The sequence below is a fragment of the Neobacillus muris genome (genome assembly GCF_943193175.1).
Lineage (GTDB): Bacteria > Bacillota > Bacilli > Bacillales > Cytobacillaceae > Neobacillus > Neobacillus muris.
Map to the genome: position 1 here is coordinate 26326 of NZ_CALPDF010000019.1, position 24354 is coordinate 50679.

Annotated in this window: 20 protein-coding genes and 1 tRNA gene; 1 reads left to right on the forward strand and 20 read right to left on the reverse strand. The window is 42.7% G+C overall.

Annotated features, from left to right (window positions below):
• Positions 1–217: 217 nt before the first annotated feature.
• From NFS43_RS13470 to queG, 5 genes are all read right to left on the reverse strand, one after another.
• Positions 218–2113 (reverse strand): PrkA family serine protein kinase, encoded by a 1896-nt coding sequence (locus tag NFS43_RS13470; protein WP_251552194.1) that lies wholly within the window; start codon positions 2111–2113, stop codon positions 218–220.
• Between the two features lie 336 nt (positions 2114–2449).
• Positions 2450–3199, reverse strand: coding sequence for an oxygen-insensitive NADPH nitroreductase (gene nfsA, locus NFS43_RS13475; RefSeq protein ID WP_251552195.1), 750 nt, complete (start codon positions 3197–3199; stop codon positions 2450–2452).
• Positions 3200–3238: 39 nt separating this feature from the next.
• Complete coding sequence (trmL, locus tag NFS43_RS13480) at positions 3239–3727, reverse strand: tRNA (uridine(34)/cytosine(34)/5-carboxymethylaminomethyluridine(34)-2'-O)-methyltransferase TrmL (RefSeq protein ID WP_251552196.1); 489 nt, start codon at positions 3725–3727, stop codon at positions 3239–3241.
• A gap of 72 nt (positions 3728–3799) precedes the next feature.
• Complete coding sequence (locus tag NFS43_RS13485; RefSeq protein ID WP_251552197.1) at positions 3800–4675, reverse strand: amidase domain-containing protein; 876 nt, start codon at positions 4673–4675, stop codon at positions 3800–3802.
• 58 nt (positions 4676–4733) lie between these two features.
• Positions 4734–5879, reverse strand: coding sequence for a tRNA epoxyqueuosine(34) reductase QueG (gene queG / locus NFS43_RS13490; protein WP_251552198.1), 1146 nt, complete (start codon positions 5877–5879; stop codon positions 4734–4736).
• A gap of 115 nt (positions 5880–5994) precedes the next feature.
• On the opposite strand from queG, the gene NFS43_RS13495 reads away from it, so the two are divergent.
• Entirely contained in the window at positions 5995–6669 is a 675-nt protein-coding gene (locus NFS43_RS13495) for a B3/B4 domain-containing protein (protein WP_251552199.1), read from the forward strand.
• A gap of 75 nt (positions 6670–6744) precedes the next feature.
• Here NFS43_RS13495 and NFS43_RS13500 read toward each other — a convergent pair.
• The 15 genes from NFS43_RS13500 to NFS43_RS13570 form a co-directional block, all read right to left on the reverse strand.
• Positions 6745–6818, reverse strand: a tRNA-Gly gene (locus NFS43_RS13500).
• 174 nt (positions 6819–6992) lie between these two features.
• Positions 6993–7688: a respiratory nitrate reductase subunit gamma gene (gene narI, locus NFS43_RS13505; RefSeq protein WP_251552200.1), complete on the reverse strand. Its 696-nt coding sequence runs from the start codon at positions 7686–7688 to the stop codon at positions 6993–6995.
• Between the two features lie 15 nt (positions 7689–7703).
• The gene (gene narJ, locus NFS43_RS13510; protein WP_251552201.1) at positions 7704–8300 is read right to left on the reverse strand and encodes a nitrate reductase molybdenum cofactor assembly chaperone; all 597 of its coding nucleotides are present in this window, start codon (positions 8298–8300) and stop codon (positions 7704–7706) included.
• Entirely contained in the window at positions 8300–9802 is a 1503-nt protein-coding gene (narH, locus tag NFS43_RS13515) for a nitrate reductase subunit beta (protein ID WP_251552202.1), read from the reverse strand. The genes narJ and narH overlap by 1 nt, the downstream gene beginning before the upstream one ends.
• Complete coding sequence (locus NFS43_RS13520) at positions 9792–13457, reverse strand: nitrate reductase subunit alpha (RefSeq protein WP_251552203.1); 3666 nt, start codon at positions 13455–13457, stop codon at positions 9792–9794. The genes narH and NFS43_RS13520 overlap by 11 nt, the downstream gene beginning before the upstream one ends.
• Positions 13438–13734 carry a hypothetical protein gene (locus NFS43_RS13525; protein WP_251552204.1) on the reverse strand — a complete coding sequence of 99 codons (297 nt, stop codon included), beginning with the start codon at positions 13732–13734 and terminating at the stop codon, positions 13438–13440. Before NFS43_RS13525 ends, NFS43_RS13520 begins: the two co-directional genes overlap by 20 nt.
• A gap of 17 nt (positions 13735–13751) precedes the next feature.
• Positions 13752–14030: a hypothetical protein gene (locus NFS43_RS13530; RefSeq protein WP_251552205.1), complete on the reverse strand. Its 279-nt coding sequence runs from the start codon at positions 14028–14030 to the stop codon at positions 13752–13754.
• A gap of 50 nt (positions 14031–14080) precedes the next feature.
• On the reverse strand, positions 14081–14506 hold the full coding sequence (locus NFS43_RS13535; RefSeq protein ID WP_251552206.1) for a hemerythrin domain-containing protein: 426 nt from the start codon (positions 14504–14506) through the stop codon (positions 14081–14083).
• A 124-nt stretch (positions 14507–14630) separates the two neighbouring features.
• Positions 14631–16130, reverse strand: a complete 1500-nt coding sequence (locus NFS43_RS13540; protein WP_251552207.1) for a nitrate/nitrite transporter — start codon at positions 16128–16130, stop codon at positions 14631–14633.
• A gap of 182 nt (positions 16131–16312) precedes the next feature.
• Positions 16313–17881 (reverse strand): DUF4838 domain-containing protein, encoded by a 1569-nt coding sequence (locus NFS43_RS13545; RefSeq protein ID WP_251552208.1) that lies wholly within the window; start codon positions 17879–17881, stop codon positions 16313–16315.
• 12 nt (positions 17882–17893) lie between these two features.
• Complete coding sequence (locus tag NFS43_RS13550) at positions 17894–19762, reverse strand: hypothetical protein (RefSeq protein WP_251552209.1); 1869 nt, start codon at positions 19760–19762, stop codon at positions 17894–17896.
• Positions 19763–19767: 5 nt separating this feature from the next.
• Positions 19768–21348: an FAD-dependent oxidoreductase gene (locus tag NFS43_RS13555; protein ID WP_251552225.1), complete on the reverse strand. Its 1581-nt coding sequence runs from the start codon at positions 21346–21348 to the stop codon at positions 19768–19770.
• Between the two features lie 5 nt (positions 21349–21353).
• Positions 21354–22265 (reverse strand): ROK family protein, encoded by a 912-nt coding sequence (locus NFS43_RS13560; RefSeq protein ID WP_251552210.1) that lies wholly within the window; start codon positions 22263–22265, stop codon positions 21354–21356.
• Between the two features lie 30 nt (positions 22266–22295).
• Positions 22296–23267, reverse strand: a complete 972-nt coding sequence (locus tag NFS43_RS13565) for a Gfo/Idh/MocA family protein (RefSeq protein ID WP_251552211.1) — start codon at positions 23265–23267, stop codon at positions 22296–22298.
• Entirely contained in the window at positions 23264–24274 is a 1011-nt protein-coding gene (locus NFS43_RS13570; RefSeq protein ID WP_251552231.1) for a Gfo/Idh/MocA family protein, read from the reverse strand. Before NFS43_RS13570 ends, NFS43_RS13565 begins: the two co-directional genes overlap by 4 nt.
• Positions 24275–24354: the final 80 nt, after the last annotated feature.

Below are 24354 nucleotides of genomic sequence, written 5' to 3' on the forward strand. Positions count from 1 at the left end.
ACATTTGGTTTCAAATCATACAATAACGCGAATGGAAATACGACAGATAATGATGGATTACTTTATCCTATGCAAGAAACAGGAATAATTTACAAATTATTTTGACAATTAGTCAATTGCCTATAAAGAGGGACGAGCCGTTTAAGAGAAATAAACACCTTGTAACGCATTTATGGAGACAAAAAAGACTGGCAGATTTCCTGCCAATCTTTACATTTTAACGATTTAACAAACTGCCGACATATCTCAGTAATTCATTAGCAGAGGTCGAATTATAGCCATGCTCATCAACTAACCGGGCTACCACTTCATTAATTTTCTTTAACTGCTGTTCATCCGGAGTTTTAGTGGAAGTGGTGATTTTGACTACATCCTTTAAGTCTGCAAACAATTTCTTCTGAATGGCTTCCCTCAAGCGGTCGTGGGAGTTATAATCAAACCGCTTTCCTTTTCTGGCAAAGGCAGAAATTCGGATCAGGATTTCTTCTCTAAATGCCTTTTTGGCGTTTTCTGAAATGCCAATTTGCTCTTCAATGGAACGCATCAGTTTTTCATCTGGATTGATTTCTTCACCTGTCAGCGGGTCACGAAGCTTTGCCTTATTACAGTAAGCTTCTACGTTATCCAGATAATTGTTCATTAATGTTTTCGCAGATTCTTCATATGAGTACACAAAGGCTTTTTGAACTTCATTCTTGGCAATCGTATCATATTCTTTTCGTGCCAGAGCGATATAATTCATATATCTTTCACGAAGTTCCGCTGTAATGGATGGATGCTGATTAAGGCCATCCATCAACGATCTTAATACATCCAGCGCATTAATAGACGGGACTTCCTTTCGAATAATGGTTGACGAGATACGGTTAATCACATACCGTGGATCAATCCCGCTCATTCCCTCATCCGTGTACTCTTTCTTTAACTCCTCCACATCAGCAGAATTAAACCCATCGACACTCTCTCCGTCATAAAGGCGCATTTTCTTTACAAGGTCGATGTCACCCTTTTTGGGTTCCTTTAACCGTGTAAGTATCGTAAACATGGCTGCTACTCTTAGTGTATGCGGAGCAATATGGACGTCTGAAACATCGCTTTCCTGAATCATTTTTTTATAAATTCTCTCTTCCTCTGATACTTTTAAATTATAAGGGATAGGCATGACAATAATCCTTGAATGGAGAGCTTCATTTTTCTTATTGGAAATAAAGGAGCGATATTCTGTTTCGTTTGTATGGGCCACAATTAATTCGTCAGCGGATATTAATGCGAACCGCCCTGCCTTAAAGTTCCCTTCCTGCGTTAATGAGAGCAAGTGCCAAAGGAACTTCTCATCACATTTCAACATTTCCTGGAATTCCATCATGCCTCGGTTCGCTTTATTCAGCTCACCATCAAAGCGATACGCCCTCGGATCTGATTCTGAGCCAAATTCTGCAATCGTTGAAAAATCAATGCTGCCAGTTAAATCGGCAATATCCTGAGACTTTGGATCGGATGGGCTGAATGTTCCAATTCCTGTTCGTTTATCCTCTGAGAAAAAGATTCTTTCAACCAGAACGTCCTCAATTCTGCCGCCGTAATCCTGTTCCAGCCGCATCATATTGAGCGGTGAAAGATTTCCTTCAATTCGGATGCCATACTCGTCATAGAAGTCCTGGCGTAAATGATGGGGAATGAGATGAAGTGGATCTTCATGCATTGGACAGCCTTTTATCGCAAAAACAGATCCCCTGTCTGTAAGCGAATATTTTTCTAAACCTCGTTTGAGCATGGTTACAAGGGTTGATTTCCCCCCGCTGACTGGCCCCATTAACAGCAATATACGTTTTCTTACATCAAGCCGTTTGGCTGCAGGATGAAAATATTCCTCTACCAGCCGTTCCAACGCTTCCTCTAAACCAAATAATTCATTACTAAAGAATTTGTACTTTCTGCTTCCATTGACTTCCTCAATTCCGGCATCCTTGATCATATTATAAACTCGAGAATGTGCAGATTGAGCTACCCATGGCTTTTCCTTCAGCAATTCTAAAAAATCGGCAAATGTCCCTTCCCAACGCAGTTTTTCCTCTTCTTCACGAAATTTCTCGATTTTTTTTAAAATATCCATTAGTACCCTCCCCCTGTAATTCATCAGAGACGATTAATATACTCTATGCACTTGTTCAATTGAACATGCGTAGACAAGCCTGTTTTTCTTTTTTTATTGTGCCAGCCAATCTAACACTTTTCATTTTCTTGCATTAGGCTATAATATGATGTATATGAATGAAAATTAAAACATGAACAAAAAGGGGGCAATACATACTTATGTCACTATTCCTAATTCTATTGGTCATGGTTTCTTTCCTGGCGGCAATCTTTACTTCAGGCTACAACGACAAACCAGGGGTCAAATAATGTTTAAATAGCAAATGAAAAGGGCTGCTTTCTTTAAGCAGCCCTTTTATCTTAAATCCAGTTTATTGTTTTGGATAAATTCCTTCATGTACATTCTATTTTTTCGCTCCAGCATTTTTGCCATTTGCTCCGTCCAGCGGTCCTTCCTTTTTCCGCTTGTTCTATGCTCATAATAGCTGGAAATCAATTCATCGTATTCTTTTAGCTGCGACAAATAAATTTCGGAATCCTGCTGGTATTCATCTTCATGATAAATATGCTGAAACGGAAGTCTAGGCTTTTGCTCGGTTATCTTGGCCGGCCAGCCGACAGCCAGACCAAACAATGGAATAACCCGTTCTGGCGTTTTTAACAGCGTCTTTACCTCTTCGAGATGATTTCGGATTCCACCTATGTAACAAATCCCCAAGCCCATTGATTCTGCAGCCATCGCAGCGTTTTGCGCGGCAAGCGCTGCATCAATAAGGCTCACCATGAATTTTTCCGTACTCTCTAAGGAAGGAAGCACGTCTTTTTGTTCTTGTTCACCAATTAAACTGTGGCGGTAAAGATCAGCACAGAAAACAAAAAAATGGCCGTTCTTTTCGACGTATTCTTGATTTCCCGCAAGCTCAGCCAGTTTTTTCTTTTTCTCCTTATCCTTGATGCCAATAATCGAGTAGGCTTGAATAAAACTAGAAGTTGAAGCACTTTGAGCTGATTGGACAATGGACTTAATTTGTTCATCTGTTAGGGGCTTGTCCTCAAACTGTCGGATGGAACGGTGATTCAATATCGTTTTGATTGTTTCGTTCATGATCCTATACCTCCTAAATTTATAAAAAAAGGCCTATTATCATTCAGGCCCTTTTTCAAGTAAGTTTGGATAATTTTGCTGGCGCAGCACTTCATATATCAAAATGGCTGCAGTATTAGATAAGTTTAATGACTGAACATTTTCATTCATCGGAATCCTCATTGCACGGTCCCTATTTTTTTCAATCAATTCTTTTGGAAGACCTGTTGTTTCCCTTCCAAAAATAAAAAAGTAATCCTTATTTAAGTCGCTATAATCGAATGAGCTGTGCGGAATATCGCCATATTTCGTTAAATAATAAAACTCTCCATTTGGATACTTTTCAAAAAATTCTTCTAGCGATTCATGGTAAATAATGTTAACAAACTCCCAATAATCCAAACCTGCACGCTTTAACATCTTATCGTCAGTTGAAAAGCCTAAAGGGCGAATTAAATGAAGAGTGGTATTGGCTGCTGCACACGAGCGGGCAATATTTCCTGTATTGGATGGGATTTCAGGCTGGTATAATACTACATGGTTGGACATCCGTTTCACCTCAAATGAAAAAACTCTACATGCAATTATACCACTCTCATTATTCCCTTCAAGGATGAAACCTCATCCATCGATGATAGTGAAGAACTTATATTTAATATTAGGAGTATAAGCAGAGGAATCCTCGTAAGCCCAGTACCTCATCCGGCTATTGTAGGTATTCGCATTCACAAGAGGCATCCCGTAAGCGTCCTTGCCTGTAACAATCGTATTATGATTAAATCTTCCATCTCCCTCAAAATCATAACAAATCACATCACCCAGCAATAATTGGTCAGGGCTGCTGACTTCCTTCGCCCTTAGCCCCGCTTGGGAATGATTCAAATACAATCGCAGCGAGTGGGCGACCGCCCAGCTATAACTCCAATGGGTATGGTTATACCACCAGCCGCTGCCTCGGTTCGGCTGTCCCCTCATAGGTGCGCCGCCTGCACTAAGACATTGGGAGATATAGTTCGTGCAGTTATTTTCAAACTTTTTATAGGCTGGATTCGGCGAGTTCCACCACCGTTCAGCGTATTGTACCGCTTTTAATCGATTATATTCAAAACTAAGCCGCTCATCCCCATCTTCATTTTCCCGTATGGTTATTTCCACTGGAAGATCTTGATGGACTGTCTGAACGATTTCCTCATCACTGATAAGGGAGCCTTTAAATAGTTTTGCAGCCCTTTCTTCTGTTTCTTCCTCCAAATAAAGACTTCCTTTTTGTTTTATGAGATATTGATAGTGGGCCAAATATTTCACTCTTTGAAACTCTTCCTCATTCACCGACTCCATAATATTTCCGGTTGCTTTAATTTTTACTATTTCAGCCGATCGTTTATGAAGTGACTCCAACTTCTTTTCCGCTTTCATAAAAGCCTCATCGGTATTCTTATGTTTTGCCACAAATTGTTCCATTCTAGTTTCAAATAGCCTTTGCAGTGCTTCGATCATCGCTTTCATCTCCCTTCATTTCATGCATATGAAGAAAGATAGAAAAAAAGAGCGAAACTTAATTCGCTCTTTTACGTTCAATTTTTTTTAAGGCTTTCGCAATTTCAGTTTGGATTTCCGAGTCTTTTTCCCTGTCTTTTATTTTTATGAGCGCAGTATATGCCGCTTCATTGCCAATTTTACTAAGGGCCCATACCGCTGTTCCCTTCAAAACTGGATTCGTTTCATTCTCTATAACCTGAATTAATTCTGGGACGGAGGTTTCATCCTTAAAATGTGCCAACGCAATAATCGCATTGCGTTGAATCGGTCTTTTCCCGCGCCATGAGCCGGCTGCCGTTCCGAATTTTTTCTTAAACTCCCGGTTGCTTAAGGAAAGAATCGGTTTCAAAAGTGGTTTAGCAGTCTCTGGGTCTGGTTCCATTTCTACATGAAAATGAAAATCCTTCCCCTTATTATGAGGGCAGGCGGTCTGGCAGGAATCACATCCATAGATTCGATTGCCAATTTTGTCTCTAAACTCCTCTGGTATCATATCCTTTGTCTGAGTTAAGAACGAGATGCATCGTTTGGCATTAATCTGCCCGCCTTGGACAAGAGCGCCTGTTGGGCAGGCATCTAAACATTTGGTGCAGGATCCGCACTGGTCCTCGATTGGGTCATCAGGTTCAAATGGCAGATTTGTAATCATTTCTCCAAGATATACGTATGAACCATATTCCGGCGTTATAACCGCACAGTTTTTCCCGCTCCAGCCAATCCCGGCGCGCTCCGCAACAGCCCTGTCGGACAGCTCACCCGTATCCACCATCGCTTTTACCTTCGCTTCTTGGACCTTCGATAAGATAAAAGCTTCCAGCTTCTCAAGCCTGTCTTTTAGGATTAAATGGTAATCCAATCCCCAGGAGGCCCGGCAAAATATTCCCCGCCGCTCTCCTTTTTTGCTTTCCACCCGTGTTTTCATTTTGGATGGATAAGCTAATGCAATCGAAATAATGGAATTGGCCCCTTCCATTAAAACAGCCGGATTGGCCCGCTTTTCAATATCAGGTTCTTCAAAACCCGATTGATAACCTAATTCCTGTTGTCTTATTAACCGATTCTTTAACTCCAAAAAAGGGTCCGCACTGGCAAAGCCAATTTTATCGATACCGATTTCTTTGCTGTAAGCAATAATCTCGGCCTTCAATTGTTGATAATCCACTTTCATTACCTCCTTTCTGTCAAAGACGTCATCTATTGAAAGGTAAAGTTGTTACATTATTAACTGACATTTATTTATGATAAACTATTTTCAAGAAATTTTGGAGGTGGAATCGTTGGAAATTAAGGTTTCAACAGAATTAACTAACCTTATTCCTGAGTTTAAAGCAGGAATCATCGAATATAAAAATATAACAGTTTCTGAATCTCCGCAAATGCTAAAAGGAAGACTTCAGCTTTTCCAAGAGTCCATTTACTTTGACTTCGATCATAAAACAGTAACTGACTTTCCAGGCATTCAAGAATGGCGGGCGGTGTTTAAACAAACAGGCAAGGACCCGAACCGGTATCGCCATTCGGCTGAGGCCCTTTACCGAAGGATTCAAAAGCAAAATTACTTGCCATCCGTGCAAAGCGCTATTGATTTAAATAATTTTTTCTCTTTGCAATACCAAGTCCCGATCGGAATCTATGATGCAGATTTCATTAAAGGCGATGTTGAAATTCGAATTGGACATGCTGGGGAGGAATACAAAGGGCTAAATGGGAGAATGAATTCGCTGGAACACCTGATTGCAGCAGCCGACCAAAATGGGCCGTTTGGAAGCCCGTTTGTAGATTCGGAACGGACCCCCGTGACTTTCAAGACAAAGAACGCTTTGCAGATTATTTTTTTGCGGCCTTCCGCCAACATCGAAAACGCTGAAAGGCTGACTGAATCATTAATGAATATGTTTATCCAAATTCATGGAGGAGATGCTTCCTATCATATAGCTGGTCACCGGCCATAAAAAATCCTTAGAAACATAAATAACGCAATGCATCGTTCTTATATGAAATCGACACATTGCGTTCATCACTATGTATGGAGCGGGTGATGGGAATCGAACCCACAACAACAGCTTGGAAGGCTGTGGTTTTACCACTAAACTACACCCGCATTAATAAATCTATTAATAAAATCGACTGTTCCAGTTTACCTGTATACAATTAAGGAGTCAAGTGATTTCTGCGAATTTTGTCGGAAAATATTTTGAATGAGAAAAAGGCATTTGACCTTCGTTCTAATGCCTTTTCCTCATCAGCGGCCAATGAAATGCATGTCATACGGAAACTACCTGCTATTTTTGTTATAACCATCCCTGGCTCTGTATTGCTGCGGGGCGCGCGTCGGATATCGCAGCGGGAAACTGAACATATGGACAAGGGATGTAAATGGAATCATCGCAAATAGGATAAATGAAACAATCACATGAATCTTAAATATTAATGGCACCCCTATCATTAAATCAGCAAGTGGCTGCAGCGTGAAGAGACTCCTAAACCATGGGCCGATTGCTAACCGATATTCATAGGCTCCAACTGTTGTATTGTAGATTAGTGTCATAAATGTCCCTAATCCAGCCACCAGCAGCAGCCAGACCATCGTAAAATAGCCTCCTGCTGTTGTATGGGTACGGACTCTTGGATAAGCAATTTTTCTAAGTAACATAACAAGCAAACCGATTACTACCATTAGTCCAGCTATCCCTCCGCCTGCAATGGCAAAGAAATGATACGTTTCATCGTTAACACCAAGGGCTTTATAAACGTCTAACGGAATTAAAACGCCCATGACGTGGCCAATAAAGGCAAAAATGATCCCATAATGAAACAGCATGGACCCTATCCGCAGCCATTTCTTTTCAAATATTTCGGTTGAGGGAGCCGTCCAGCTTTTTCCCCGATAAACAAACCGATAAAAAGTGGCAACAACTAGGATGGTGCCGCACAAATAGGGAAATACAGTCCACCAAAACAAGACTTCCACAATAATCCCTCCTGTTTACCCATACATTAATGGGTATGGAAGCTCATTTAAATCGGCTTCCTCCCTTAAATGATCTAACATAGATATTTCTTCAGGCTTTAGTTCTTCAAAGGCAAACATCTGCAATAATAGTGCTGCTTGTCTATATGGATTACTTTCTTCAAGGTGATCGATCACACGGCTAAGCGCATACGATACCCGCTTTGATAATTTTTTGAATTTCTCATTTTCAGGGCAGACAGTTAATAGTTCCAAGAGCATGGGAATATAATCAGCCAATTCGTTCTCCTGGAAGTTGAAGCCTGCGTCCATGATTAGCTTTTGCAGCTGGATTAAGGCCGCGCCGCGTTTTTTGCTGTCACCTAATTCATGAGCGGTTAAATAAAGATTGGTCTTGTCCCGATAATCAAAGGTATCCACATACAATTCTTGAAGTTCCTCCATTTTCAATTCAAAAAGCGGCAGGATTCTCTGGAAAACTTCTTTACGAGTAGTCTCTTCATGAAAACTTTGGTTAATCCATTCTTCCACCTCTGATTGGCATTGAAAAAAAGCCTCGTCAGGATAGTCCAAAATTCTGGACATCAATAGCAGAATGGCTTTCTTTTCCATCATAATCCCTCACTTCTTTCAAAAGGATAAGTCACCATTCCTTCTGGAGGTGCCAGTTCTTCAATGCTGCATGCCCCACGTTTATAATCCAAATCTGCATTCATTTCCCGTCGGCCGGTAGGAATAACAAACCGTTCATTATACTTGGCAACTGCAAGCAGCCGGGCCATCTCTTCCAGCTCCTCTGGGTTTGTATCAGCTTCTTTTAATAATTTATTCGCACTTAAGGAATCAATCCCACCGACAGTTTTAGCCCGCATATGGACACGCATCGCTGCCATTTTCAATAAGACCCTTCGAATAACAGCGGTATCATCAGCGGTTAACAAGGAGGCCAAGTACTCCATTGGAATCCTCATCTGGTCAACAGCCGGTATATAACCCTCCGCACTAAGCTCTTGTTCATTGGTAATGTGGTTCATAATTGGACTTAGCGGTGGAACATACCATACCATTGGCAATGTTCGATATTCTGGATGAAGCGGCAATGCTATTTTCCACTTCATGGCCAGTTTATAAACGGGCGATTCTTGAGCACCTTGAATCCAGCTATGGTTAATACCTTGTTTTTCTGCTTCTTTAATGACTTCTGGATCGAATGGGTCTAAAAATACAGAAAGCTGTGACTCATACAGTCTCTTTGGATCCTCCACCGAGGCCGCAGCTTTTACCTTATCTGCATCGTATAAAACAACCCCTATATAACGAATCCGTCCAACACATGTTTCTGAACAAATCGTTGGCAGGCCTGCTTCCGTACGAGGGTAACAGAAATTGCACTTTTCTGCTTTATGAGTGTTCCAGTTGTAATACACCTTATGATAAGGACAGCCATTCATACAAAATCTCCATCCCCTGCAAGCATCCTGATCCACTAGCACAATACCATCTTCATCCCGCTTATACAGAGCACCTGATGGACACGAAGCCACACAGGATGGATTCAGGCAATGCTCGCAAATCCTCGGCAAATACATCATAAAGGTTTTTTCGTATTCCATCGCAATATGTTCTTGCAGCTTCTGAACGTTTGGGTCAAGCGGGACGGTTTCACTCCCTCCAGCTAAGTCGTCATCCCAGTTCGGTCCCCATTCAGGTTTATCGATATAGTTTCCTGTTATAGTCGAGCGGGGGCGTGCAACCGGAATACTGTCGCCTTTTTTTCTTTTATGAAGGTGTTGAAAATCATATGTCCACGGCTCATAAAAGTCATTCATATCCGCCATGTTCGGATTATAAAAAATACTTGCCAGCTTCGTTACAGGTCCTCCTGCACGCAGGTGAAGCTTCCCGTTTCTCAGCACCCAGCCGCCTTTAAAGCGTTCGGTACTTTCCCATTGTTTCGGGTACCCTGTTCCTGGGCGGGTTTCAACATTATTAAACCAGACATATTCCATACCTGGACGGTTCGTCCAAACATTTTTGCAAGTAACCGAACAAGTATGGCAGCCAATGCATTTATCCAAATGCATGACCATAGCAACCTGCGCTTTAATCCTCACGCCAATCGACCTCCTTCACCCGGCGGATAATCGCCATTGTGTCGCGCTGGCTGCCCGTCGGACCATAATAGTTAAATCCATAGCTTAGCTGTGAATAGCCGCCAACCATATGGGTCGATTTCGGAACAATCCTCGTGACGCTGTTATGTGTTCCGCCACGGACCTTATTAATCGTATTAGCCGGAACACCCATCGTGCGGTCCTGAGCATGATACATGTAAATCGCTCCGCGGGGCATCCGATAAGTGAGAACAGCCCTTGCCACAACAGCCCCATTCCGGTTATAGACCTCGATCCAATCATTATCCTTAATCCCCGCTTCCGCCGCATCCTGCTCATTCATCCAGACCACCTGCCAGCCCCGGAACAATTGCACCATATTTGTGGAATCCGTAAACATGGTGTGGATTCCCCATTTTTGGTGCGGTGTCATATAGCGAAGACTGATTGATTTTTCGCTATTCTCAACTTCCTTTTCGCCTTTCAAAAATGAGCCTTTTGTAATCGGAGGGATGTACAATGGAAGGCCTTCTCCGTAATCAAGGATCACCTCGTGGTCGAGATAAAAACTTTGCCTTCCGGTAAGCGTGCGCCATGGAATATGATATTCCTTATTGACCGTGAACGGCGAATAGCGGCGGTTGTCCTTCTCCATTCCGCTCCAGACTGGGGATGAGATGGCCTGCCGCGGCTGAATGGTTAAGGCGTCTAGTGTATAATCCTCCTCTTCACGATTAGCTGCAATGTCTGAAAGTTTCTTGCCGGTAATGCCCTCAAGCGACTTCCAGCCCTCTACAGCCCTTTTGCCATTGCTCGCACCAGACATAAGCAGGATTGCATTAATTGCTTTTTTATCGGAATAAAGATCCGGAAATCCTTTCCCAATCCCTTCATGCTTAGACTTGCCGAGCCTGTCCATCAGCTCTTGATAGACATTTCCTGAATATTGAACTGCCTTTGTTCCATAGCCATTTTTAATATTTGGCCCGACGGTAATCCACATATCAAACACGTGCGGGTAATCCCGTTTGACGATATTGAAGTTTGGCATGGTTTTGCCTGGAATCCCTTCTATTTCTCCTTTTCTCCAGTCCTTAACCTTTCCCATCGGCTGGGCAATCTGATTAATGGTGTCATGGGCCAATGGCGACATAACCAGATCCTCTTGTGCAGGCAGATGCTCTTTGGCCAGTTCCGAAAAGACGCGGGCAATTTCCCTAAATGCATCCCAGTCACTTCTTGTGTCCCAAGGCGGGCTAATGGCTGCATTGAAGGGATGAATAAATGGATGTAAATCGGTACTGCTGATATCGTGCTTTTCATACCAGGTGGCTGCAGGCAGAATAATATCGGAAAACAAGCCGGAACTCGTCATACGGAAATCCATGCTGACAAACAGGTCCGTTTTTCCTTCAGGCGGAGTTTCCGCAAGCTTTATGGTTTCTGGCTGCCAGGAGCTTTCTGTTTCTGCCAATAAAGAATCAGAAGAGCCAATTAAATGCTTAACAAAATATTCATGTCCCTTTCCACTGTCCCCCAATAAATTCGAGCGCCAATTAAAAAAGACGCGCGGGAAATTGCGGGGGTCATTCGGGTTCTCAATGGCAAATTCGAGCTTTCCTTCTGTCAGTTGCTTGGCAATATCCTGCACAAGTGCCTGATCATCCGCATTTCTCGCTCTAGCTTCCCTCATAACATCCAGGGAATTCTGGGTAAGCTGCGGAAAACTTGGCAGCCATCCTAAACGGGCAGACATGGCATTAAAATCCGCCGGATGGATGGAGGAGTACTTACTGCCCCACTCTGTTTTATCCTCTTGTTTTTCGTACTCATACCGAAACTGCTCCGTAGCAAAATAAAAGAAGGATGTCCCATTCATGAATCGTGGTGATTTGACCCAGTCATTGGCGAAAGCAATTTGCGAGAATCCTTCCAATGGACGGACCTTTTCCTGGCCGACATAATGAGCCCATCCACCGCCATTGACGCCTTGAGACCCTGTCAACAAGACGAGATTTAGGATGGAACGATATATTTGATCACTATGGTACCAATGGTTGGTACCGCCGCCCATGGCAATCATTGACTTCCCTTTTGTCAATGCCGCGTTCTCGGCAAACTCTCTAGCGACTTGAATGACATGTGCCTTGTTTACCCCGGTAATGCTTTCCTGCCAAGCAGGAGTATAGGGTCTGGTTTCATCATTGTAATCAGCTGGGTAATCTCCCGGCAGTCCCCTGTTCACACCGGTATGAGCGAGGATGAGGTCAAAAACAGTAGTAACAATCATCTCGTTTCCTGACTTATCCTTCACTTTTTTAATTGGAACGGCCCGTTTGACAATGCCGCCATCTTTTTCACCAAAATAAGGAAATTCAACTAACGCTGATTCATCTGAATCATGGATAAAGGTCATCCTTGGATTGATATTTTCTAGATCAAGATTCCACTTTTGGCTCTTATCCCATCGAAATCCTTCGCTTCCATTCGGGATGGCAAAGTCATTTGAGGTATCGTCCCAGACGACCGTTTTCCATTCCCCAAGTTCATGATTGCCAGACAGATCAGACGCCCGCATAAAGCGATCTGAACGATAGCCGCCATTCTGCTGCTTTTGTAAAAGAATCAGGAACGGCAGATCTGTATATTGTTTCGCATATTCTTGAAAATATGGAGTCTCTTTATCTACATAAAATTCTTTTAAGATCACATGGGTCATAGCCATCGCAAGGGCGCCGTCGGTTCCCGCTTTAGCTGGCAGCCAGACATCGGCAAATTTTTCGTATTCTGCATAATCAGGACTGACCCCTACCACCTTCGTTCCGTTATACCTGGCCTCTACCATAAAATGGGCATCCGGTGTACGGGTTTGAGGAATATTGGTCCCCCAGATAATAAAATACTTGGAGTTATACCAATCCCCGCTTTCCGGAACATCGGTTTGATCGCCCCAAACCTGCGGAGAAGCTGGAGGAAGGTCGGCGTACCAATCGTAAAAGCTTAAAATAGTGCCCCCAATTAAAGATAAAAATCTTGCCCCTCCCGAATAGCTGACCATTGACATCGCTGGTATTGGACTAAACCCTACAATACGATCGGGTCCAAATTTCTTTATTGTAAAAATAGAAGCAGCAGCAATCATTTGGCAAACATCATTCCAGGTACCGCGCACAAATCCACCTTTGCCTCGTGCCTTTACATATTGCTCCCGTTTTTCTGGGTTTGTCACGATATTCTCCCAGGCCTGAACAGGATTTTGACCTTTGGCCAGTTCTTCCTTCCAGAGACCATAAAGATCCCCCCGGACGTATGGATATTTTACACGAGTGGGACTGTACGTGTACCAGGAAAAACTTGCTCCTCTTGGACAGCCACGCGGTTCATATTCAGGAAAATCATCCCCTGTGGACGGATAATCAGTCTCCTGTGTTTCCCACGTAATAATCCCGTCTTTTACATGAATCTTCCAGCTGCATGAACCTGTACAATTAACACCATGTGTGGAACGGACCACTTTATCAAATCCCCAGCGATTGCGGTAAGCGGACTCCCAATCACGCGGGCGGAGGTTTTCTTCCGTCCAGCCGTCATTGATTCGTACTCCTCGGGATAAATGCTTAAGGGAATGCAGCAAGTTATTTTTTCTTTTCTCCATCGGTAAGCTCCCATCCTTTCACTTGATCTTTTAATGGATTAAAATCTTCCCCTATTAAACGAAACGAATGGTTACCAGCTTGAAGTTCTTCCAGGAACACTTCCCAATTAGCTGCATTGGCTGCCGCCAATATTAACCTTTGAAGAGTGTGGAATTCACTTATTTCATAAATTCGCTCGATTATATCTGCTGTTATACAGCCAAACCTCATTTGCAGCACCGCTATTAAATCTTCACGGTCATCCACTAACATCGCATCCGATTCAAAAGAAAACAAACCATACACCCCCCTTTTTAGAGTTTGATCATTTTATAATAGTCAGCAATTAATTGGGTTTTACACTGTTCTGCCGTTTTTTTAAAAAAGCTGATCACCTGTTCGTCCGGGGTTTCCGCCTGCTTAAACGTGATATGTATTTTAGCCGATTGTGAAAAATTTGCAGAAAACCTGATTGTCACTTCATACCCATCTTCCTCTTCTATTAACGATCCATGTACATCAAAAGGATGGATATGATAGGATGAGAAAATTTCCGACATTTTTTCATGAAGAACTGGAGCAGTAAAACGCATCAACCTCACATTTCCCATTTTTACCTTTCCTTCCCATTAATTACTAAAAATTAGGATGCTTCATGACCAAGAAGATTATTCATTTCATCATCATTATGAATAGAATCGATAATCAAAAGGGAATCCATGTAGGATAGCATCCTCTCGTCGATTTCCCCTTTGGCTAATAATCCCTTCAATTGGTTAACCATTCTCCGCATTAGATCATGGTCACGGGTCAGCTGGGTCACCACATTTAGCAGTTCAGGACTTTCCTCAGCCATTTCCCTATATAAGCCTTCTTCTTCTGCATCAGCATGCTTAAGTGTTCGTGATTCCCAGTGCTCAATGGTGATCTCCGCTACATGCAATGCTTTTTCTTTTTCTCCATCCAGTAAACATTTTTGAAAAACACTCCTTAAATCCCTAGCCTCATTCAAGGCCGCTTCGTGGATGGAGGAGTGGGCATCTTGTCTTCTTAAGCTTGGACCTGACATTTAAAAAACACATCCTTTTTCGTTATTACGGCATTTGTCGATTAATGCCGCACTTATAATAGAAAGTTTTTCCAATTAATCCTGTCCTAAACTCTCAAAATGAAAAAGGAGCTGAGGCAATCCCTCAACTCCTTTTTTCTGTTATGTCACTGAATAATCCCAGGTAATATTTGACCTCACCTGCATCATTTCTGACCTCGCTGATGGTGAGCCACTCTAAGTATGTCTCGCCATTTTTGCGTTTATTCCATATCTCACCCTGCCAATATCCTTCTTTTTGAATCGATGCCCACATTTTTTCGTAAAATTTCTGATCATGCTTTCCAGATTGCAGGATATTCGGATTTTTTCCTTCTACCTCATCTGGCTCATAACCTGTAACCTTGGTAAAAGCACGGTTTACTTTTTCGATGACCCCCTTCGGATTGGTCACCATCATACTTTGACCCACATTTTCCATGATTTTTGTTTCTAAACTCAATCTTTCTAAGTAATACATCCATACAACTATCACAAAGCTTGCCAAAGCAAACATGGCCAATGACATGAAACCAATCGCATAATGGCCGGTCATATTAAAAACGGCAGACAGAACGAGGGGTGGAAAGAAGCCGCCAAGCCCTCCCATTGCCGATACAATCCCATTCACAATACCCGCTTGATTCGTGAAATAATAAGGCACCAGTTTAAAGATCGTTCCATTCCCTATTCCTGCACAAAAGGCAACGGTTAAGCAGCCAATGGAGTATAATGTAATGTTTGGTGAAAAGGACAGCAGCACACCTGATAAGGTCAGTCCCCCAAATACAAAGAACAAAATTAGAAACGGATTAAATTTATCGCCAAGCCATCCCCCAACCGGGCGCAGCAGGGTGGCCAATGTGATAAAACCAGCTGTTCTGAGTCCGGCATCTACTGAAGTCAATTTAAAATTGGACACTAAAAAGTTCGGCAAATAGACCGTAAAAGCCACAAAAGAACCAAAGGTAATAAAATAAAACAAGCTTAAAAACCATAATTTTTCATTCTTATAGACACCCTTAATTTGCTCGGTCAGAGGATTGCGCACTCTTGGTTCTTTACGGTCACCAAGCAAAAAATTTAGTAACGCAAATAGTATGACAGGAATCAAAAATAATCGTACGGCAGTCTGCCATCCAAAAGTGTTTGCTAGTATCGGGGCGGAAAATGACGTTATGGCGGTCCCGATATTCCCCGCACCATATATCCCATTCACGAATCCATGCCGTTCCTTTGGATAGTATTTTGGCAATGAAGTGACACCGATGGAAAATACCGCTCCCCCCATACCAAGAACTAATCCGCCAATAATTAGATCCATCATGGAGTCTGCTGTACTAATATAGAAGACGGGAAAAATGATGATAAGAAAACTGATAAAAAAGATCGTTCTTGCCCCAAATTTGTTCGTCCAGTAGCCCAAAAGAATCCTCATCAGCGATCCAAGTATGACAGGGACAGCTGTAACTAAAGCGATTTGATTAGCAGATAACTGAATGTCTTTCTTGATAAATGGCATTAAGGATGAAATGATGACCCAAACCATGAACCCAACCACTAGACTTAAGGTTTGCAGCGGCAATTGAAGACGTTGAGCGCGCATGCTGTTATTCTCCTTTCAATTGTTCTAGAAGCAATAACCTTATTTCTCTAATTTGGCACCCATAGTGTTGAATTATTCTAAAAAAAGTTGTGTTTATGCAATCCATGACTACTATTTCTAGGAGGAGAGAACACGAAAAACCATTTGGTCTGAACCGTTCCCAATGTATTAGGGAAGTGCATTCAAATCCTCTTAAGCTGTATTTTCCATTTTTGCAAGTACTCATCTGCTTTCACACACACATAATCAATATAGAAAGTCATCATGCTATAAAGGTTGTTCATATCTCCAGCCGCATTCACCCTCAACGGTTCAATCTCTTGTTTCAACTTCACAATATCACGGATCACCGTCTGAACATCATCAAAATTCTCCACTTTCTCCAGATCAATCAACCGGCTCGGAAACAATGGCACATTCCATTTTGAAACCCCGGATAGCAAAACTTCCATCTTCTTTAGAGCTCCGATTACTTCAGGCTGATGCTCACCGAACGCAGAATAAAAGTCTTTTTCAATTTCGTCAAAAGCATCTCCCCAAGTCAATCTAGCAAAATAATAGCTATTCAGCAGCTGAATCGCTTCCCATGGGTATTGGTGGTCCATTTTAAACGGGTTGTCCTTAGGAATATACGGAACAATGAGATTAACAATTTGTTTAATTCCCATCCCTGAATACATTTCGATATCCTCATGAATTCGCTGAAATAGGGGCGGAAACAGATCCCCTAACATAAAATGATCACTATAGTATTCAAAAACCGTTACCTGCTTTTGATTCACCTTTGCTGCCTGACACCATTTTTGGAGTGCTGCAAAGGCCCTTTTTTCCTCTGTAAAAGCCTGGTGATAATTTCTGCCCCAGTACGCAAATAACGTATCCACTGTTTTCGAACTTTCAAAGTCAGCCGGGTGCTCTAGCATCTCCCACGACAATCCCGCATTATAGGCAATGTGTTCGACGGCAATATCTGGCAGTTCCTTTTGTATCTGTTCAGCAAATTCGATATAATGGGCTAAAAAGTGCTGATCATTCTGAATTCCAATATCCGCCGGCCATAATGATACCCTTGTAATAGAAGCTGATTCCTTACAGGTTTCCTTGATCCGAGTGATGATGGAAGTCCTCCAGCTTTTATCTGAAAAATCGATCTGGTTTTTCGCAAATGAGGCCGCTCCCTCAACCAAATAATGCATACTATGGCCGCCAATCGTGATCGACAGCCCGCGCTTCTCAATTTCAATTGCCAGGGAATGCTTGACCTTGTCCCAAAGCATGAACGTAAAAAATAATTCATTGATATAATGCTTTGCTGCCCAGTCGATAAGCTGGAAAAGGAATGTGATATCATCATAATTTTCAACCACTAGGCCTCTTCGTTTCATTTTCCCGCGATGTATGGCAGCTTCTTCGTACCGATATTCCTTGTACTCTATTTCTTCAATAGATAAAAAATTGACCCACCTATAGCCAAACAGCTTTTTACAGGCATGATAAACGCCAAAAAGAACAGATCTTGAGTTCGATCCAATGATATAAATCTTGTCTTCTTTTACTAGCAGCTGGAAAGCATCGATTGGCTCCTCGCCCTGAAGGATCGATTCTTCCAGTAACCCTCCTTCAACAAAATCCCTGCCTGTACCTAAAACAAACGAAAAAGGGACAGCTTGTTTAGCGTATTTTTCCAGCTCTTTCTTCGCAAACTGTATAGGCGGTTCCTCACTTAAAATCGTACATCGTATATCCGACATTTTGCCACCTTCTCACTGCACTTTGCTTTCAATATCCAGTAATGATTGATTCAGTTCCTTCAATAGGAAACCTGTCAAGATATTTGCATTCGTCCAGCCGCTTTCGATTACATAGGCTCCCCAGCCTGTATCTCCATTATTGCCGAAGTACTCGCCGCTATCTAAATGGAAGGAACGCATCCAACCGCCATCAAATTCCTTTTTAGAAGAGCCAATTTGGACCTTAGTGATAAACCTCGCAAGCTTGTCATAAAACTCTATCATCTTGGGATCACCTGTCGCCTTCCAGGCCTCCCACGCATTCATTAATAAGAAATTATTCGTATAAAGCAGGTCGGCAATTCCTTCATGATTCTTTCGAAAAACCCCCGTATCCTCGGTTCCATATCGCTCTGGATCTGGATTATCACTTTCTTCAATTGCCCCGAGCTCATGCTGATGAATCGATAAATACTCAAATACCTCATGTAAGCCTCTACAAATCCTTTCATCTTTGGTTACAGCATACACTTGTGCCAGCGATAAAAGGAATCGGCTGTATCCAGCTGTTTTGCTATACATGAACTTTAGGTTTTCCAAATTATCTAGCAGCGTTAACGTCCCTTGATAGGCCGTCTGCAAAAATGCTTCATCCTTTGAAACGTAATAGGCTTGGATAAAGGCAGCATGGACAATCGATTCAAAATGGGGATTCATGCTAGCTTCAGTTGAGCTTTGGAAGAATTCAATTCCTTTCTCTAATAATTCATTTTCCCGAATACATGCCGGCCTGAGCCCCTTCTTATTTTGAGTGTCTAATAGAGCTTTCGCTGTCAGTAATCCTCTTCTCTTGTATTCTTCATTTCCTGTCTTCCTGTATAAAAACAAGAGAACAAGCGCTGCCCAGCTATTATCATCGGAAAAGATTTGATCTGGCTTGGCCCGCGGACTCTGGAACCATTTCCAAAACCCATATGTAACAGAAGCAGGATCTGTATCCTGATAGCCTGATGCAAACAAATAGCTTAGTAGGTTTTCAGATACCGCTTTCCATTTTGACTCCTTTGTGTATTCCCCATATAAATAAAAGAAGAGTGCTGTTTGAGCATGACAATCCGGACGATAATCTTTACTAATATCACTTCTTATCGAATGGACATTTTCATACACGCCAAGCCGGCCATCAACCTGCGGGAAAATACCCGATTGTAAAAACCAATGCACACCCTTTTTAAGCATATTTTCAATATTCTTGTCCTTTGATACTTGAATAATCGGCTCAATGCTTCGAATCGGCAATCCATACTCTACTTGCAGCCATGTGATTACATCATTCCATGCCCAATTAGGACGCAGAGCCCAGCTTTGTTCATTCCCTAAAAAAGAAAAGGCAGAAAAGACGGCTTGCCCTTTCCCATGTTTTTTCACAACGATTCCAGGATAGCTCCCTTCCCCTTCGGTTTCATGCGTTTCCTTAAAATGACCGATATCAAGCAGTCCTTCCGTATCAAAAGTAAAGCCTGTTAAATATGGACCCTGCCATTCGAGGAGCTGCCCCTTTTTACAATAGCTGTTAGCACTTGCGATGACTACTTTCTCAAGACGCCGATTGGTTACAGCAAAATCCTGCTTGAATCCAAAAAGCCGGGACGTCGGGAAATCCTCACAATTGACCAGTTCCCCGTATAAAGTGCCCCCCTGCTCCACAAAGGCATATAGCTTCTCAAGCAATGCATACGATAGCTTTAATGGCACTCCATCCTTATTCCCATTAATAAAAATGGCTTTATACTCTAATAGATTTTCTTCTAACAGCTGTTCAACTGTTGAATAAGCCTTCGTAAATCCTACAAGCCGATTCATTACTTTACTGCTGTCAACTAGAGCGATCATTACTTTCACTCCAATCATACTTTATGAATTTTCGGCCACTCAAGCTCTATTCCTGCTTTTACTAAGCGCGCCTGAAAATCATTTAATAGTTGTTGGTTATTTCTTACTTCATGTGGGACAAGGTGATTTTCTATACAATACGCTGCTAGATGTCCTGCCGATTCTCCGATATTCCATTCGACCGGATGAAGACGGTAACAGCCATTCGTCAAATGCGTCGTTCCGATATTTTTGCCGGCAGGCAGCAGGTTTTGAACACGAATCGGGATGAGGCTGCCAAGGGGAATTTGAAATGGATAGGCTGAAATGTCAATATAAGTATTTCCGCCTGTACTTGGATGAAGATCCAGACGATAGCAGCCGATTCCAACACTATCCTTAAAATAGGCCGCACTTTGCTTCCCTTCCAATTCCCCGCTGATATGCTGTTCCTTCACAGTAAATTCTGCTTTGATCCTTCTTGACTCACGGATATATGGGTACATGGCGAGCCCATCTTCAGTACCTAACACATCCTTCCGTAACCGAATCCCAGGGTAACCATATCCTCCATCTGGACGAGGAGCTTCTGTTTGCAGCCAATAAAGCAGCGATAAACTTAACTGCTTTGCACTTTCTAAATGCTTTGCCTTCATTTCCTCACTCACATCAATAATAGGGCCTAACCAGTAATCATTTTGCGGCCAATTGACAATGGTCATATCACTTTGAAAGGTTCCAGGTTCAAAATTGGATTTGTCTAGTATTCTACGATAATTCCATAGAGAAAAACGATTGGGCTCATAGAAAAAAGAGTACTCAATTGGCTCCAATGTATGAGGCACTAGTCCCCGCCAGCTTAATTGTTTAGCTGGCCAAAACGCTGCCTGATAATTTTTCCAAAATTCATATTGAGCAGGCTTTTCAATCGTATGGTCCTCTCCTTCGATATAATCAATTGCAAAGCAATAAGTAAACGCCTGCATATTGAACGGCTCTGCATTCCCAAGGATCGCATGGGCTTCTCCTGTTTCAGCTTGTGATTCCGCTCCAATCACATATTCTACATTTGCCAGCGGCAATACATCTCCCATTTCCGTAGCATCCAAGAAATACTTTCCTTTTAAAAGATAGAAGCGATTTCCTATCGAATTCTCAACGGTCACAGTTCGCACCTGATCTCCTTCAGTTGTTACCTCCGTACTCTTATACTCCGTAAGCAAGGTAAGCTTCCCACTCGTCAGGTAAGGTGCCAGCATATCATACAGCACACGCAATGCTACTCTTGGTTCATGACTAATTGAACTTACCAATGCATTTCCTGGGTTAAAATGATCATTGCGCCGCTGGCTATTCTTTACAGGGAAGTGGCGAAAATAGTATTCTCTTATCTGTTTGCGGAAGGTCCGATAATTTCTCGTAGCACCGAATCTTTCAATCCACGGATGCTCATCTGGCGGCACACCTTGGCTCGTAATTTGGCCGCCAATCCATTTTGTCTCCTCAGTTAAAATAACCGTCCTACCAGATTGCAGTGCAGAAAGTGCTCCTGCAACTCCCCCGAGTCCACCGCCAATAATGACTAGATCAGCATGTAATTCTTCAGAGACTGACACTTTTTTCACCCTTTCCTTCTGTCCGCGATACTAACATACTTACGAGCCATCAGCCCCGCCCCAATCATTCCAGCATCATTCTCAAGCCTTGCCTTTCGTACTAATAATGGCTGGTCCGTAATCGCCTGCAATTTGCGGATAAAAAAATCCCACCAATAATGACTCGATTGTATAACCCCGCCGCCCATTACAAAGCATTCCACATCAAGTATGCTTTGCAGCGAAACCATTCCGTTGGCAAGATTCGCAAGAAAACGATCGACAATTTGAATCGCAGCCGGATGCCCCTCATTTGCAAGCCTAAAAAGTTCCTTTGGGCGGAGGTTTTCTGCAAAACTGCCACCGTACTCCTTTATATCCATTTCTAAAGCAGTACCTGACACATATTGCTCCCAACAGCCCTTTTTCCCACAATTGCATGGTCTTCCGTTTGGCATATATATCATATGGCCAATTTCTCCAGCCCCGCCGATCTCTCCGCGATGCAATTGACCATTTAGTATGATTCCTGCCCCAACACCTGTCCCTAATGTAATACAAATCAAATTCTTCACCTTTTTTGCAGCGCCTACCTCCATTTCTGCGAAAGCGGCACAATTTGCATCATTATCTACAATGGCAGGCAATTGGAATCGTTCTTCGATTTGCTCCTTCACCCTTGTTCCCGCCCAGCCAGGTAAGTTAGAGGTCGCATAATGGATAGTCCCCTTTCCTACATTCACCCTGCCAGCTGTGGCGATACCAATCCCAGCTATCTTCAAATTGCCATTTAGAAGCTGCCCAATCAAATCGAATACTTGATTCATGAGATTCAGCTTATTCGTTTGTTCCTCTAAATGAGTGGTGATTGTTCCACCGTGATTTACGATGCCGGCTTTCACCTTTGTTCCACCAATATCCACACCAATTGTATGCATCGCCTGCACATCCTTTAACTGCCATTCTTCTTACAGTTTTACAGGTGTTCTCTTCTCAAAAGATTGATAAGCTGCAAGAGCCACTTCGACTGCCTTCATGCCTGAATGTCCTGATGCTGACGGGGCCCTTCCTTCTTTTATGCCCGTGACAAAATCCTCTATTAATCCGGCATCCATATCGTCCCCCCAGCCAATCCATTTGACGCCATCATGATTGGAATAGAGATCAAGCTTTTGTGAAAAGGCATCAACTTTTAATGTTCCATTTGATCCAATGATGTCCAGTGTTACATCACCCCAGGTCGGATAGTTTTGATTCCTTGACCAGCTGCAATCGAGCGTAGCAAACATCCCATTTGTAAATTCCATCGTAACAATCCCGCAATCATCAATTGGGTGGTCCGTATAGACATTGCCCATTTCCGCATACACTTCCTTTACTTCTGCACCAGTGAACCATCTCATAAGATCGACCACATGAACAGTGTGGTCCAGAACCGCTCCACCGCCTGACTTTTCTTTTTCAATAAACCAGCCGCCAGGATTGGTTCCCCTGTTCGTGCCTTTGATTGCCAAAATGTCACCCAGCACCCCCTGTTCAATCAGCTTTTTTGCTTGTTGAACGGGTGTATTAAATCTGACTGGAAAGGCGGTTCCCAGTAATACCTGATTTTGCTCACAAATGCGAATCATTTCTTCCATATCTTTCATATTGGCTGCCAATGGCTTTTCACAGAGTACATGTTTCCCAGCCTTTGCAGCGGCAAGGACATGCTCATGATGAAGATAATTCTCAGATGTTACAATCACTGCGTGAATATCTGTTTCAAGCAAAGCATGATAATCTTTATAATAGTCAGCCTCAAAAGCCTCTGAATACTTTTTGCCCCGTTCCTCATTATCATCAGCGATTCCAGCTAATATGACACCCTCCATCCCCTTTAGGGCAGAGGCATAGCTAACGGCATGCATATGGGCAAAGGAGATAATCCCGATCTTCATACTGGCTCTCCCCCTTCCCCATTTAGGACTACAGGCACACCTGTTTGTAACGATTGAAGCGCAGCGGCTGATATTTCCATCGCTTTATAGGCATCCTCTGCGGTAACAAGAGGCGTTTCATTTGTTTTCAGACAGTGTAAGAAATGTTCCAGCTCGGAATAATAAGGCGACTTTTTCAGAGGACTTTGAGGTACGGCCACTCCGTCTTTCCTTTCATTCGATTGCCTGACTGAGAGTAAGACTGGCTCTTCTTTTAAGCTATCGTATTCAATAATCCCGCTTTTGCCGGCAAATTCAAATTGGGAAGAAAAGGTTTGATGGGCCCACGTGCCTTCCACATGAGCAATCACGCCTGATTTGAAAGTGACTGTTACTAATGCATAATCAAGATGCTCAAGCTTCCGTTCAGCTAGCCCCTTCGCATACACTCTTTCGACATCTCCAAAGATCCAACGCAGAAAGTCAAAATCATGGATGATTAAATCAAGAATAACCCCGCCACTTTTCGACTGGTCTGCGTACCAATCGCTCCAGCCTGCCGGGAAATTTCCTCCACGTTTCGTACGGACAATGCCTATATCCCCAATTGTTCCATTTATAACTAGCTCGCGTGCCTGGGCATATTGCGGAAAGAACCGCACCACATGGCCGACGAATAGTCTCACTTGCTTCTCCTTGCAGAAATCAATCATTTCTCTTGCATCCTGAAGCGTATATGCCAGCGGCTTTTCGCAGATTATATCAATCCCGTTATCGGCAGCCTTCAAGACGTACTCTTTGTGCAAAAAGGTGGGCACACAAATATCCACCACATCTATTTTCTCAAGCTGTTCAACCGCTTCCTCTACTGATGAAAAAATCTTCGTATCATGCTGGCCAATGATTTTTTGGGCTTGCTCTGTTCTTACATCGACAATCCCAACAACATGAACATCCTCCATCGAATAATAGTGGGCGGCATGCTCCATCCCCATTGTCCCTGCACCAATCAATAAAATCCTTCGCATCGTTTCAAACCCTCTTTCAAAAAATTCCCGATAGACTTTCAATTTCCATCCAGCTAAACTCATGTAAACCATATAGGTGT